The organism is Phascolarctobacterium sp., assembly GCF_045124115.1.
In the GTDB taxonomy this organism is placed as follows: Bacteria; Bacillota; Negativicutes; order Acidaminococcales; family Acidaminococcaceae; genus Phascolarctobacterium_A.
Window position 1 is genome coordinate 1 of record NZ_JBGVLF010000029.1, and the last position, 14,440, is coordinate 14,440.

At 39.1% G+C, this 14,440-nt stretch carries 15 protein-coding genes; 6 read left to right on the top strand and 9 right to left on the bottom strand.

What is annotated here, in order from left to right; genetic code table 11:
• Nucleotides 1-134: 134 nt before the first annotated feature.
• Nucleotides 135-1,499 (top strand): transposase, encoded by a 1,365-nt coding sequence (locus tag ACJMM4_RS03980; RefSeq protein ID WP_405383166.1) that lies wholly within the window; start codon nucleotides 135-137, stop codon nucleotides 1,497-1,499.
• 72 nt (nucleotides 1,500-1,571) lie between these two features.
• On the opposite strand, the gene ACJMM4_RS03985 is transcribed toward ACJMM4_RS03980, so the two are convergent.
• The gene (locus tag ACJMM4_RS03985; RefSeq protein WP_405383168.1) at nucleotides 1,572-2,831 is read right to left on the bottom strand and encodes a M20 family metallo-hydrolase; all 1,260 of its coding nucleotides are present in this window, start codon (nucleotides 2,829-2,831) and stop codon (nucleotides 1,572-1,574) included.
• Between the two features lie 124 nt (nucleotides 2,832-2,955).
• Between ACJMM4_RS03985 and ACJMM4_RS03990 the strand changes: the two genes are divergently transcribed.
• Nucleotides 2,956-3,423: a GNAT family N-acetyltransferase gene (locus ACJMM4_RS03990; protein WP_405379981.1), complete on the top strand. Its 468-nt coding sequence runs from the start codon at nucleotides 2,956-2,958 to the stop codon at nucleotides 3,421-3,423.
• Nucleotides 3,424-3,783: 360 nt separating this feature from the next.
• Entirely contained in the window at nucleotides 3,784-4,620 is an 837-nt protein-coding gene (locus ACJMM4_RS03995; RefSeq protein ID WP_405379985.1) for a DUF805 domain-containing protein, read from the top strand.
• Nucleotides 4,621-4,846: 226 nt separating this feature from the next.
• Here the strand turns inward: ACJMM4_RS03995 and ACJMM4_RS04000 are convergent, their stop codons facing one another.
• From ACJMM4_RS04000 to ACJMM4_RS04015, 4 genes are read right to left on the bottom strand one after another with little or no spacing between them, the layout of a single operon-like run.
• Nucleotides 4,847-5,497, bottom strand: a complete 651-nt coding sequence (locus ACJMM4_RS04000; RefSeq protein ID WP_405379987.1) for a hypothetical protein — start codon at nucleotides 5,495-5,497, stop codon at nucleotides 4,847-4,849.
• A 13-nt stretch (nucleotides 5,498-5,510) separates the two neighbouring features.
• A complete protein-coding gene (locus ACJMM4_RS04005) occupies nucleotides 5,511-6,212 on the bottom strand; it encodes a DUF5058 family protein (RefSeq protein WP_405379989.1) in 702 nt (233 codons plus the stop codon).
• A gap of 11 nt (nucleotides 6,213-6,223) precedes the next feature.
• The gene (menC, locus tag ACJMM4_RS04010) at nucleotides 6,224-7,336 is read right to left on the bottom strand and encodes an o-succinylbenzoate synthase (RefSeq protein WP_405383170.1); all 1,113 of its coding nucleotides are present in this window, start codon (nucleotides 7,334-7,336) and stop codon (nucleotides 6,224-6,226) included.
• 19 nt (nucleotides 7,337-7,355) lie between these two features.
• Nucleotides 7,356-8,528, bottom strand: a complete 1,173-nt coding sequence (locus ACJMM4_RS04015; RefSeq protein WP_405383172.1) for a M20/M25/M40 family metallo-hydrolase — start codon at nucleotides 8,526-8,528, stop codon at nucleotides 7,356-7,358.
• A gap of 131 nt (nucleotides 8,529-8,659) precedes the next feature.
• Between ACJMM4_RS04015 and ACJMM4_RS04020 the strand changes: the two genes are divergently transcribed.
• Nucleotides 8,660-9,952 (top strand): hypothetical protein, encoded by a 1,293-nt coding sequence (locus ACJMM4_RS04020; protein ID WP_405383174.1) that lies wholly within the window; start codon nucleotides 8,660-8,662, stop codon nucleotides 9,950-9,952.
• 86 nt (nucleotides 9,953-10,038) lie between these two features.
• Here ACJMM4_RS04020 and ACJMM4_RS04025 read toward each other — a convergent pair whose 3' ends face one another.
• On the bottom strand, nucleotides 10,039-10,584 hold the full coding sequence (locus ACJMM4_RS04025; RefSeq protein WP_405383176.1) for an HD domain-containing protein: 546 nt from the start codon (nucleotides 10,582-10,584) through the stop codon (nucleotides 10,039-10,041).
• 23 nt (nucleotides 10,585-10,607) lie between these two features.
• Complete coding sequence (locus ACJMM4_RS04030; RefSeq protein WP_405379999.1) at nucleotides 10,608-10,820, bottom strand: hypothetical protein; 213 nt, start codon at nucleotides 10,818-10,820, stop codon at nucleotides 10,608-10,610.
• Nucleotides 10,821-10,977: 157 nt separating this feature from the next.
• Between ACJMM4_RS04030 and ACJMM4_RS04035 the strand changes: the two genes are divergently transcribed.
• Both ACJMM4_RS04035 and ACJMM4_RS04040 read left to right on the top strand, forming a co-directional pair.
• Nucleotides 10,978-11,184, top strand: a complete 207-nt coding sequence (locus ACJMM4_RS04035; RefSeq protein WP_405380001.1) for a 4Fe-4S binding protein — start codon at nucleotides 10,978-10,980, stop codon at nucleotides 11,182-11,184.
• Nucleotides 11,171-11,746, top strand: a complete 576-nt coding sequence (locus tag ACJMM4_RS04040; RefSeq protein WP_405380003.1) for a 4Fe-4S binding protein — start codon at nucleotides 11,171-11,173, stop codon at nucleotides 11,744-11,746. The genes ACJMM4_RS04035 and ACJMM4_RS04040 overlap by 14 nt, the downstream gene beginning before the upstream one ends.
• Nucleotides 11,747-11,778: 32 nt before the next feature.
• On the opposite strand, the gene ACJMM4_RS04045 is transcribed toward ACJMM4_RS04040, so the two are convergent.
• Both ACJMM4_RS04045 and ACJMM4_RS04050 read right to left on the bottom strand, forming a co-directional pair.
• Nucleotides 11,779-12,489: an SIMPL domain-containing protein gene (locus ACJMM4_RS04045; protein WP_405383178.1), complete on the bottom strand. Its 711-nt coding sequence runs from the start codon at nucleotides 12,487-12,489 to the stop codon at nucleotides 11,779-11,781.
• A gap of 414 nt (nucleotides 12,490-12,903) precedes the next feature.
• Nucleotides 12,904-14,241 (bottom strand): IS30 family transposase, encoded by a 1,338-nt coding sequence (locus ACJMM4_RS04050; protein WP_405383180.1) that lies wholly within the window; start codon nucleotides 14,239-14,241, stop codon nucleotides 12,904-12,906.
• Between the last annotated feature and the right edge of the window lie 199 nt (nucleotides 14,242-14,440).

Below are 14,440 nucleotides of genomic sequence, written 5' to 3' on the forward strand. Positions count from 1 at the left end.
ACTAAAACTTCCCACACCTAAAAATAGGTTAGAACCTTGAAAACTCAATATTTCAGCCAATAAAAAAGGCATAAACCGTATCCCTTTGGTATAATTAAAGCGCTAACAAAATCAAAGCAAAGGGGATTTATGCCATGTCTATTTTAACACAAAACACCGATGTAAACCAACTAAAAAATGATGTTTCTTGCTTTTTTTCTAAGTTCAATGTTGGCAAACTGCTTTACAAGTGCAATTCAACTAAAGAAAAGGGGATTTCACCGATAAAATTACTGAAATTTAAGGTTGAAAACATCTTTAACGGACAAAGTATGTATTTGCAGCAAAAACTTGGCTGTTTCAGAGAAGATTTCAGCAAGAACTCTTTATATAGATTTCTCAACAATCCCAGAACCAACTGGGAGAAATTTACTGTTGCCCTGTCTAAGAAAGTTGCCGATGCAATCAGACCGCTTACAAGCGAATCCCGAGTTAATGCGTTCATCATTGACGACAGCCTTTTTGAAAGAACCAGCGGTAAATGTACAGAGCTTTGCTCCAAGGTTTTTGATCACACAACACATCGTTACAAGCTAGGATACAGGCTGCTTACTCTAGGGTGGACTGACGGCAACACCTTTATTCCTGTAAACGGAACCCTTCTAGCTTCTCCTAACGATAAAAACATCACTTGCGGCAGCCAAAGTTTTGACGGACGCTCTGTTGCTGCCAAGAGGCGTAAAACAGCAAGAACCAAGGCTACTCAAGTTATGCTTGAACAGCTCAAATCCGCTATGGCAGAAGGTCATACTGCGGACTACGTATTGTTTGACACGTGGTTTTCCAACCCCGCACAGCTTGTTGCAGTCAAGAATCTTGGCTTAGACGCCATTGGTATGGTAAAAAGATCTCCCAAAATTCATTATGAATTCGACGGCAAGCAAATGACTCTTAGCGAGATTTATAACAAATGCAAAAAACGTCGTGGGCGCAGCAGATACCTTGTTTCTGTAAACGTCGTAGTTCGCAAGGATTTCGAGCAAATACCTGCTAAAATTGTCTGTGTCAGGAACAAAAGCAACAGAAAAGACTGGATTGCTATTATTTGCACGAATCCCAACCTTTCAGAGGATGAGATTATCCGAATCTATGGGAAAAGATGGCAGATAGAGGTGTTTTTTAAGACATGCAAATCCTACCTAAACCTTGTAAAAGAGTGCCGCTCCTTGAGCTACGATGCGCTGACAGCACATGTAGCAACGGTATTCGTGCGCTATATGTTTCTTGCGCTTGCTCAAAGAGAGAATACTGATGATCGCAGTCTTGGAGAAATATTCTACATGATGTGCCAAGAACTGGAGGACATCAGATTTTCAAGCGCATTAAAGTTGTTGATGACTGTTATGTTAGAAAGTTTACTAGACAAGTTTATTCTTAAAAAAGATCAATTGCAAGATTACGTCAGTGAATTTGTTGAGAAATTACCGTTGTATATTCAACGGGCTATTTTGGTGCGCTAAAATTAGCTGAAATATTGAGTTTTCAAGGAGCAAAATGTGTTTTTGCAGTATTTTTCATGTGGGAAGTTTTAGTCATTTATTTGACAATGCTTGCGCCACTACATCATACATTACCTGCGTTGCTGCAGCTAAATCTTCTACATTGCTATATTCTTCGGGACAATGGCTGCGTCCGTTTTCACTGGGGACAAAAATCATGGCAGTGGGGAAGCGCTCAGCGAAAATCTGGGCATCGTGTCCTGCACCGCTGGGAAGATGCATATAAGTAAAGCCATGATTGTCGCAAGCAAGTTCTATGCTGTTACGTAAGTATTCATCCATCGCCACAGGCTTTTCCCACAGTAAATCTTCGGCATTTACCTTCATATCCATAGTATCGCTCAAGTGCTGTAAATCTGTCTCTAAAGCAGCATATTGCTCTTTAATTACTTCTTCGTCAGTTCCGCGAATATCTACAGTAAAAGAAACCTTTTGCGGAATAATATTCATTACATTAGGCTCGACTTGAAGAAAACCAACTGTTGCCACACTACCGGGATAGTTTCTTGCACGGTCGCTGATTTTGCTTATGGCTTTGGTAGCAAGTTCCAGTGCATCTTTACGCATATGCATGGGCATGGTTCCAGAGTGATCTGCTCGTCCATGAACTGTGATAAGTGCTCGTTTGATGCCTACTATTACGTCTACGATACCAATTTGTTTTTCTTCAGCTTCCAGTACAGGACCTTGCTCAATATGTATTTCCATGAAGGCTTTGATGTCATTTCTAACATGATTTTGTATCTCGTCGGGATGCAGACCGAATGCTTCCATAGCTTGATAAATACTGATACCGTTTTCGTCCGTGTGTGCTTGTAAATCTGCGACGCTGATTTGTCCGGCCATCACTTTACCTGTGAACAAGCCTGCATGGAAGCGTGCGCCTTCTTCATCATTAGTAGCAATGACTTCTAGCGAATAATACGGTTGAACTTTGTCTTCTGCTAGAGCTCTAGCAACTTCAATGGCGCAAACTACGCCTGCAATACCGTCGAAAGCACCACCGTTTTTGACAGAATCAAAATGAGAGCCAATCATTACTGTTTCCGAAACAACTCCTTCGAGACGACCAATTAAAGCGCCAGAATTATCCAAGCGTACTTGTAGTCCTGCATCTTCTATAATTTCACGGAGAAAAGAGCAGGCTTGCTTGGCTTCGGTCGTGTAGGGGAGACGGGTGACGCCTTTCCCAGGAGTAGCGGTAAAATTTCTTAACGTGTCTAATGCTTGCCGTATTCTGGCAGCTGTAGCTTGTAAATCCATGGAATCATGCACCTCATCTAGTATTTTCATTACTAATTTATAACTATATTATAATTGTGGAAGGCATTTTAGTCTAGACGACGCCAATCTTTTAATTCGTGTGGTATAATTAGAGGAGGTGAAAATAAAAGTTGTGTACGGAGGAATGTAACGCATGGATATAAGATACGCAGAACGAAAAGATGTAGGCTTAATACTTCAATTTATCAAGGAGTTAGCCGACTACGAAGGGATGCTCGCAGAAGTAGTTGCAGATGAGCCAACTTTGGAAGAATGGATTTTTAACAAAAACAAAGCAGAAGTAATTTTCGCTATGGTAGATGGTGTTGAAATCGGCTTTGCTTTGTTTTTCCATAATTTTTCCACTTTCCTTGGCAGAGCCGGTATTTATCTTGAGGACTTGTATGTAAGACCTGATTACCGAGGCAATGGTTATGGTAAAGAACTTTTGACACAGCTTGCTAAAATTGCTGTTGAAAGGAAATGTGGCAGATTGGAATGGTGGTGTTTGGATTGGAATAAGCCCAGTATTGATTTTTATTTATCAATGGGCGCAGAACCAATGCAAGATTGGACTGTTTATCGTATTTCGGGTGAAACATTGAGAAATCTGGGGAAATAATTATATAGACTGTTTTATAATGAGAGCATAATTTTATGTACGGAGTAATTGATATGAACCTCAAAAATGAAAAAACAACTATTGTGTATGGTATTACGATTCTAATGTTTATATTAAATGTCTATTTTGTGTTTTCATTACATTTGTTAAAAAAGATTACGATTATATTCTTGATAAAAATTATGATCTCGAAGTACAGATTGAGACTTTGACTCACGAATTAGACGAGCAAAAGAGAAGAGCAGACGATGCTGAAGACAGAGTGAATGAGTTAGAATCTATTTTATTCGATTTTTAAAGAAAAAGATTACTTTTTCTATTAGTTTTCATTTTACTATAATGGGCAGGAGTTGATTACATATGAAAAAAATATTATTAAGAGGAACAATGGTAGCACCAGTCATAGCATTATTAATGGCATTAGTCAGTGAATCTTTTTATAACCATAGATGGAAGTATTATTCAGCTGACTTTCAATTATGTCAATATATATTAAATATCGTGATATTTGTTCAAGCTTTAATATGGGCATATAAATTTAGAAATAAATATAATAATTTTTTGACTGCTCTATATGGAATTTTAGCATTATTTTTTAATCCGTTGTTTTTTAATCCATTCAGTGATGCTAAAATGCCAATGTTTAGAGATGGAATATGGGATTTTATAGCGTTTGTTTTTTTGTCAATTGCAGTATATGCAGACGAAAAAGTAGGCATAAAAAAAAGTTCAGAAAAGACTAAATTCGAAGACAGACATATTATGGCAAGTTTCACGAGCAACAATAAAAATTTTGTTGGTGATCAAGAACAAGATAACATAAAAAGTAAAATTATAAAATTATTTTCCAGTAAATTTTCAATCAATGGAAGAAAAAACAGAACAGAATATGCTACTGAGCTTGCTATATATATTTCATTATATATTTGCTTTGCTTTAGTAGGGGTTGCAATAGGATATCCAGCTGGGCTAATAGTGCTACCTTTCTGTTTAGGAGTTTCTGTTCTTTCGATTTGTGCAATAGTAAAAAGATTTCATGATATCGGGGTATCTGGATATTATGTAGTACCATGGAGTATTATAGTTTCCATCTTGGGAAATACAGGAATAAGTTTATTTAAAATAATATCCTTCGTATTATCAATACTACCATTATTGTATCCAGGTACTCCAGGAAAAAATAAATATGACAATTAATAAAATGATACGACTGACTATGTAAGTGTGATAGAAGTGTGTTATGATATGGTTCAAAATTTAAACTATGCGTAGATAGTGGAAAAAGTATTACTAGAAATTTAGTTATGGTGGTATCAAACATAAAACAAAATGCTCTCTAAAGTCTTAAATTAGAGAGCATTTTGTTATTCCAGCTAAAATGTATCGGGTGAAATGAAAAGCATTAAGTTATATAATTACTTTACTATTGCTTTTTGTATTCCACCATACGCGTTACAACTATGCCGATGGCGATGCAGACTAAGCTAAGCCAGATAATATGTACGTGGAGGAAGCTTTTCAAAAGGAAAGCTGCACCAGCCGCCAAGACAATAGTAATAAATCCTGATTTCAAATGTTTCAGACACAGTTGCATATATACAGCACCAAAAAGAGAAGGCATTAAGTACCGGAAACCAGCCTTAATAAAGGGTGGCAGATTGTTAATTACTTCACCACCCAGATACGTGAAAGTAGAAATAATAAAAATGGAGACAAATGTGGATACTGCGACGCCAATAGTGGCCATGACATCTCCTTCAGGAGTAGCTGCTTCGTAACCGGAAGCTTTTTGAGCCATGGTAATGGCGGGAATGCGTATATCGGCGCAGTTGCCACTGAGCCAACCGATGTAACTGCCAGCTACGCCCATCATGGTGTAAAAAGCGGTGGGTTGGACTACATACGTAATGCCGAAGCCTGCCAAAGCGACACCCCAAATCTTTAACAAGTCGCTAAGAGGTGGGATAATGCCATACGCGAAATAAACATATAAAGCGGGAATGAAGTTGGCGATAATACCGCAACTCAGAAAGGTTACGCCAATACGTATAGATTTCTTTTCGAATGCGTTCATTATATTGTCCTCCTCAACCCATAATAGCGGCAGTTACGTACATACCGATGACGATGGATAACCCCAAGGCTACCTCTTGCATATGGGGGTAATTTTTAAATACGATCGAAATAACAACCATAGAAGCTGCACCTGTGAATGCTGCAATCCATGTACCTACTTTAAAGGGTACTAGAGCAGGGGCAAGAAGAAAGGAGAAAAGGCCGATACCGGAGCCTGCCATGAATAATTTAACGGTTTGTGCATCATATTTTGAATTCATGGAAGCAACAACTTTGCTCATACGATGAGTCAGGAGCAAAGCTGCCAACATCCAACCAACATTGTTTAATGCCATGCCCCAAAGTGCATAGGCAAAACCTTTTAATCCCCAGGTTGCGGTGTTCGGTTCTACACCTGCAACTTTAGCGGCTAGAGTAATCATAGCCATTTCTGAGCGAGCGGCACCGATATCATTCATACGCATCCAAGTAGTGGGGGTACCCATTACCGCTAAAAGCGCCATCATAATGATAACCGGAGCGAAGGAAGGTCCTATAGCGGTTATGGCGGCAGAACGAAGACCTGCCATCCATTTTTCTTTGGGGATACCCATGCGTTTAGCTTCTTCAATACCTGTTTTAAGGAAAACAGCACTTTCTAAGATAATAGTGATAATCATAATGGAGGAGGCAACCCACATACCTGGGCTGTTGATTATTTCTCTAAATTCCATAATAATGCTCCTTATTTCATAATCCAATGAGCTACAGCCATTGCGTCAATGGCATTCTCATCTATGGTGTATTTGATGCCATTGGTTTCATCAGGTACTATAATAGTACAACGATCAGTAATATCGACCATGGGAATGGTAATATCTTTTTCAAAATAGCGGTTTGCAGCAGCCACATCATGGGCTAATTCCGAAAAGCCGGGGAGGGAAGCGAAGGAAACGTTTTGCACACGTCCTATGCCAAGTTCTGTCATGCCACCGCACCAAAGTGGGATATTATGTGCTACGCAAAGATCATGAATGCGTTTGCCTTCGTACATACCGCCTACACGGCTGGATTTTATATTGACAACACGGCAAGCTTTTAGCTTAATAGCTGCTTCGCAGGCTTCGTATGAGTCGATGGATTCATCGAGACAGATGGGGGTAGTAATCTGTGACTGTAGCTCAGCATGGTCTACTAAGTCACATTCGCCTAAAGGCTGTTCAATATACTGCAGCTTGTATTCATCCAAAGCTTTGAAGAGTTCCACATCTTTAAGCGTGTAAGCGGAATTAGCGTCAACTGTGAGTGTGATGTCGCCAAACTCCTTACGGATACCTTTAATTACCTCGATATCTTTGCCGGGATGGATTTTGATTTTAGTACGATGATAGCCTAATTTAAGATATTTTTCAATCATGCGGTACAGGTCATCCAATGTTTTTTCACTACCAAGGGAAACACCAACTTTAATTTCATCTTGAGTACCACCTAAAAGTGTTTTTATAGATTTTCCGGATCTTTGACTTAACAAATCCCAAAGAGCATTTTCAATAGCTGCTTTAGCTAAGCGATTGCCCTTGATATACTTAAATTTCTCTATGAATTCCGCAGGGCCTGCAATATCTTCATGTAAAATGGCGGGAATGATGATGTTTTTTAAAACATGAAGTACCGTGCCGTTATCTTCCGGATTATAGAAGGGACCATAAAATGCTTTACATTCGCCCCAGCCTACTAAGCCTTCGGAGTAAACCTTGATTAGCAGTGCATCGCGATTAACAAAGCTGGTAAAGCTAGTAGTAAAAGGGTGATTGAAGGGATTATGAACGTTAATAATGTCTATACGGTCTATTCTCATGTTGTGAATGCTCCTTTTCTTAAAAATCATCTGGTAAGGTTAAAATCGTAAGAATTACTTTGGCAGCTTGTTCTATAATACTGCTTTCAAAAGCGTATTCTTCTAAAGTATGTCCGTTGTCACCAACAATTCCTGTGCCGCAGAGGGTGGGAACTCCCATATAAGTGACAAATGCTGCGTCGCTGCATCCTCCGGCAAAAACTCCGGTGGGGCGGTTGTAACCTAGTTCTTGGCAAGCATCGGCAAAGTGATCTAGCAAAGCGTCAGTCTTGGGTACTTTCTCCATAGCACGGAAAAGCCCAGTTGCTTCAACTTCAGCGTGGATGCGTGAATCAGGATTGCTGTCTGCAATGGTACGTATTTTAGCTAAAGCGTCGTTATATGCGGCATTAGTTTTAAAACGAATATCGTTGGTTACTTCGCAGTAATCGGGAACGATGTTGCTTTTGGTACCGCCTTTAATAACGCCGGCGCCAAAGTAAGCATCATTGTAATCGTTAAGTTCAGCGATGGCTGCAATCATTTTAGAAGCAGCTAAAATGGCATTGGCGCCTTCCCACGGAGCATTACCGGCATGTGCTGCTTTACCATGTACTTTTAATTTGAAGATGCCACCACCATTACGCTGTAGCACTATCCTGTCATTAAGGCGTCCGCTGTCACAGTTAAAGCAGCAACATGCACCGCTGGCTTCATCTTCAATTAGCTTGGCACTTGCTCCTTGGGATAGGTTATGAGCGACTTCTTCATCACTTACCAAAACTAATTTGATTTGTCGTTCCGTGTAGCCAAAGTGTAGGAGAGCTTTTAGAACGAAAATAGCAATGACAACACCGCCTTTAGTGTCATAAACGCCAGGACCATAAACTTTATCGGGATTATCCTTGTCACGTATAAATGCATCTTTTCCGAAAGCACCTACAGGATGGACTGTATCAAGATGGCTGCAGAGCAGGATAGGCGGTAAAGCGGTGGCTTTGGTGCTCGCTACAATGGAGGGACCTGCATTTTCGTAGCAGTGTTTTACTACATTTAAGCCCATAGCATTAAGATATGTATCAAGATGGGCTGCAAGTTCTTCCAATGCTGTTTTGGCGGAAGAAGGTGTTTCTATCCGCACAATATTTTCGTATAAATAGGTGATTTGATTTTGTTGGGTCTTTAAAAAAGAAAGAATGCCTTTAGAATCCATGGTTATCATCCTTACATAAGATTTCTACAGATAATATTACAACTGGACAGAAGACTATAATAGGAGTAAAATTATGTCTGTAAGTTGAAAATATGTCTAAAAATATTATAGGCTAAAGGATAGTGAGAAGGATGAAGCTAGGCATTATCGGTGCTCGCAGTGTTATGGAAAATATCATTAAGGTCATAGATGAAGAAATTAAGGACATTGATGTAATTTCTGTAGCCACGGAAAAAATTGAGGAAACACCTTCAAAAGTTCGCGAATTAGAGAAAAAGGTAGATGCGGTACTATTTACAGGACCTTATAATTACCACTACGCTTTAAAGCACCTATCCAAGTCACAAGTACCTTGGACTTGTATTCCTCATAATCGTGTTTCGGCCTTGCAAAGTCTGCTACAAGCAAGCATTTCTTTGCATAGTGATTTAAGACATATTAGCCTAGATACGTATGATCCGCAAATTATTCAAGAAGCCTTGCATACAGTGGGAATTCAAAATGCTGAAATTTATACGGATGCTATTAATCCGGAGTCGGCGACATTGAATGAAGATTTATATCAAGCCCATAGTAGGCGTTATAAAAATAATAATAAGGTGATTTGTTTAACTAGTCACCAAGTGTGTCATGAGCTTTTGACCAAGGCGGAGATACCCTGCATCAGAATTTTTCCGGCTAAGGAAATTATCAAAGAACAGGTTTATTATTTGCGACTGCAACATCTTGATGCATCTGATCAGCAGGGAGACTACGCGGTTATCGCTATTCATTATAACTATGTTTTTGATAACGAAAAGGATCCTGCTGTACGCGATTGGGAAAAATTGCGTTATCAGCATGAAATTAGGGAATATGTCTACACTATTGCTCATAAGTTACAAGCAGCAGTATTTTCTGATGATATAGTGCCTCTGTTTATAGTCACATCTAGAAAGATGTTGGAGAATGTCTTTTTCAAGCAACAGGACCACATTAAGCTGTTACAATTTGGGCAACAACTACAACGGTTTCGGGTCTGCCTAGGCATTGGGTTAGGTGATAGTATGCTGGAAGCTAAGGCTCATTCTACCATGGCGCTTAACCATGCTTTCCGCGATGCTGATATTCATGCTTATATTGCTAAAAGTAACACAGAGGCTGCTGCTCCCGCAGTTTCCGTGGGACGAAAAGAAGAGTCATCTTTAGAGACAATTGCAAGGCATTGCGGTTTTACTATTACTACTTTGCAAAAGTTAAGTAGTGCTTTGGTGGCGACTGGGAATCCTACTACAGCAGAGAGTTTAGCGCAAGAGATGCAAATGACAGTGCGTAGTGTTAATAGAATTTTGAGTAGGCTAGAAGATATCGGCTGCGTACAGATTGTTGCTAAGGAAGGTCATGGCAAGGGGAGGCCTACGCGCATCATGAAAATCCTGCTATAAAAATAGCGTGGTAGCTATTGAAACTACTACGCTTAAAAGTCTAACTTTTGGGAGTCATGTCATACTTACCACTGACCGCTTTTTATCTATTTAAATATCATTTCAACCTTTTCTTTAAATTCATTGTAGAAAGGTTTGGTATCATCGTATTCTGCAAGTTTGGCCAAAGCTTCCACGCCGCCGTGGTAGTACCACGACTGTTTTTCGTAGCCTCTGTTAAATCGTTTCCAAAGGCTATTGCCTTCTTTAGCATAATCCATGGCGATATCGCGAATGTTGGCTAGTTTATCTGCCAAAACTACCATCTGCTCGTCTTTATCCGCTTTTGCGACATCAGCCAATGCAATGCGTTTGCGTTCTTCCCATTCCAAATCCTTGTTTTCAGAATGACCGGCAACAAGTTCTGCTACATGAGTTCCGAATTTAACAGTTATATCCGCGATGGTTGCGTCTGTGTCTTCTACCGTATCGTGGAGCACGCCTGCACAAAGCACTTCTTCACTGGCATCCATGCGGTAGAGAATATTCAAAGCTTCCAAAGGGTGCAGAATGTAGGGGACATTCTTTCCTTTGCGATTGCTACCATTATGATGCTCCACAGCGTATTTAATTGCTTCTTCTAATAATTTCATAAAAATGTTCCTCCTCCGAGTATTTATTTACGAAGATTATTAATAATATCAAAGGCTTCTTGTTCTGTAATTGGATCCCATTCATCACTCCAGCCTAATTCCCATGCTGTAGGAACCGGTACCCAGTTTCCGTTATCATACTTAAACGTATCATAGTGATTCATTACAAAGAGGATGTTCACATAGTCAGTATGGTCGTATCTACGAATCCAATAACCATTTCTTGTAAATTTCATAGTTTTCCTCCTTAAAATTGCAGGGAGACTTATAGATTATGGCGAATATTATCTTTTGATATTCACATCTCTAAGCTTCTATTTTATTATACGCCTTTTATCGTCCCAATATTGTCTCTTTCAATACCAATATAATCAATCGGAGGAAGAAATACCTATGCGAAAAAAATATGCTTTAGTTAATAGAAATTTATGCGTCGCTTGTGGCGAATGTGCCTACCAATGTCCTCGTAGTGCAATACAAATATATAAAGGTTCTTATGCAATGGTAGATGCTAGTATTTGTATTGGTTGCGGAATTTGTGCAAAAAACTGCCCCGCAGGAAGTATTAAATTGGAGGAAAAGATAAATGACAAGATCTAAAAAAGCTTGGTACGACTACCTATGGTTATGGCCTATATTGTACTTTACTTTGGGATTTTTTAATATCCTTTTTGCGTGGCTGGGTATGATCGACTTTATGTTGCCATTACTGCTAGCTAGCTTTTATGGCAATAAAAACTTTTGCAACAAATACTGCGGACGGGGACAATTACTGAGAAAGATAGGGAAGGACTGGAAAGTATCTAGATATGCTCCGACTCCTAGATTCCTTTGCGAAAAAGGGTTCCGTTTTGCTTTCTTAATCTTTTTCATGAGCATGTTCTGCACGATGTTATATAACACGTACCTTGTTGCCGCTGGAGTCAAAACATTAAAGGCAGCTGTTACGCTTCTTTGGACAATGAATATACCATGGAATTGGGCATTTACTCCGGGACTCGTTGAGCCATGGGTAGCAAGCTTCAGTTTTGGACTATATAGTTTTATGTTGACTTCAACAATCATCGGCATTGTAGTCATGTATCTCTATATGCCCCGAAGCTGGTGTAGTTTCTGTCCTATGGGAACTATTACGCAGTCAATTTGTAAGATTAAATCTTGATACTTGCTTTTTATACTTATCCCAGCATTTGCTTATCGATTCCACTTCATAGAAAATGTTGTTTGTACAGTTACGGAAATATTGATAGTTCCTGCTTCGATAACAGTCGATGCAACACTAGTATCAGCTGCCATTTTTACTGCACGCATAACATTTTTCTCAATAGGCGTATAGCTGTTAAAGCTAGCTGAAACTAAAGTTCCCAGACTGCGTCCGCCAGCATTAGCCACAACGTTTGCTTGGTTACGGGCATTAGTAACAGCCTCCGCAAGTAATTTATTCTTATATAACTCTTTGTTTTTTACTGTAAAGGTAACACCACGTAATTGATTAATGCCGGTTGAAGTTATTTTATCTATAACATTGCCAACTTTTGATATATCATTGACCGTAACTTTAATATGATTTTCTGCCTTATAGCCGTTAACCTTACCCTTGGTGTCGTATATGGCGCTAGTATTGTAATTTTGAGTTATTATATCGTTACTTAAAATTCCCAGTCCTAAAAGTGCTCGACGAACGTTATCCATTTTTGTACTTACTTCTTTTGCAGCTAAATCTGCACTAACTCCGGAACCATCGGCAGTGAATAAAACATACGCCATATCAGGAGCTACTTCCATAGAGGCACTGGCAGTTACGTTGATACAGTTATCCCTATCTGCAGCTTTAACTTTTTCTGTAGTAGCAAAGCATACGCATAACGCTAACATAAAACTAAATAATACTCTCGCAAGTTTCATAAAATCACACCTTTCTTTGTAGCTACTTATATTATAATCAATTGTTATGGCAAATGCACGGCAGGGGAGGAAAAAAAGAATACTGCTAGGTTGCGTTAACTATGACAAAGGGGCGCGATAAGTTTGTCAATTGACAAATCAACACAACGTAGCCAGGGTCGAATGTCAAACTTATCGCGACCTTCTATGCCTCTCACACCGATATATCGGCACTTTAAAGGATTTTAATTTCTGGTGTATGTAATATCATGAGTAAAATAACATTGCGAAGACATTTTATTCAAGCAGATACCCCGTATTTTTGCATAGAAAACAGATGACTCGAAATTCCTTTTTGTAAAAGTAATCGCGACCCATCTAGCATAGAAAATATGGCTAGGTCAGTCATCTGCATCTTATTAATTTGCTTGTATATTACTTTTTATTCCGAAGCAATATGGGCTTTAGAATTACATCTTCTGGAGGAATTCTTTCCATTTTTAGTGCTTTCATTAGCTTCGCCATATCTTTATCTTTTGGACTAATGAGAGAGTAGGGACATTCACATTTTAGGCTATCCCTTGTATAACTATTAATATGATTCATGAGAAGTGTCAGATCTTCTTGTGTAAGATTTTGAAAGCTAGTACCTTTGGGCAACACGTAGCGAATAAATTCATGAGCCTTTTCAATAGCTCCTTTCTGCCAAGAACTCATAGGATTGCAATAAAAGATATTAGTTCGGCAAGTTTTGTCCTTACTAAGTTCCAATGCTTCTACCTGCTGGAATTCAGATCCATTATCAGTCAAAATAACTGGGAAAAGACGTTGAAACACCTCTAAAGACAGCTCTTTTTCAAGTCTGTCGAATACAGCTTTTACAGAGCTAGCCCTTCCATCAGGAAGTAAAAAGATTAGCAGAATGTGGTTTTTTCTAAAAAGCATAGTCAAAAGGCGTTTCTTTTCTCCTTGTTTTCCCATTACAGTATCCATTTCACATACTCTGCATTCTGTATAAATGGTTACGTAATCTGAAAAATCCGCATACGTGCGACCGGTCTTATAAGATTTATCAACAGTACGCTTATACCCAGGTTCTTCGCTAGAACCCAACTTGCGTGGAGTATAACGAACCTTTCTAATAAGGTCAATGTTACGGACTGAAAAATAGCAACGATCAACATAACGATACAAAGTTCGTTCTGAAATAGGCAATTTATCTTTCACTGCATTGTATATATGTGCCAAAGATTGACCTTTCATAGCAACTTGGTCAACCAGCAGCTTATCAATCTTAGCCATTTCTTTATCAGACAGCCGGTGTCCTATTCTAGATGAAGAACGAACTTTATTAGCAGCATTATCAGCTTCCTGGGCATTATAAATGTATTTTTCCTTGTTACAACGATCCTTAAACTGACAAGCATTACATACATAAGGAGGGTGAGCCAAAAAAGTGCACTTTGTGCTTACATAACGGCTACACTTGTTATGGCACTTGCCAAGGCTCTTAGTCTTGCGACACATTTTACAAGGGAAAGGGCAATTGGTATCACCGCAAAGATGGAGTTCAGAACACTCAAAAGCATAGAGACAATCATTGCTAAAGCTGTGAAGGCCGGAAATAAAAGTACGGTATTTCAAAACTTCTCTGGTAATAGTACTTGTAGTACGACCTAACTTGGTTGCAATGAGCTTAAAAGATTCATTCCGACCGATGCTGTTTTCGATTACAACACGTTCACCTTTGTCAATTTTCTTATGTGCAGTCATAAAAATTCTCCTAACATGCGTTGTTATGCAGATAACATCCTAGGTTATGCTATTAGTATAACAAAAAGAAGCTTCTTCATGTACGGCTCCTAATAGAACATTTTCTATAAGAACCACCTAGAAGAAGCTTTTCATGGCTTAGAAGTAAAATATTGAGTTGGGGCACAGAAGTCACCCGAGAGGGGAATAACAAAGGGAG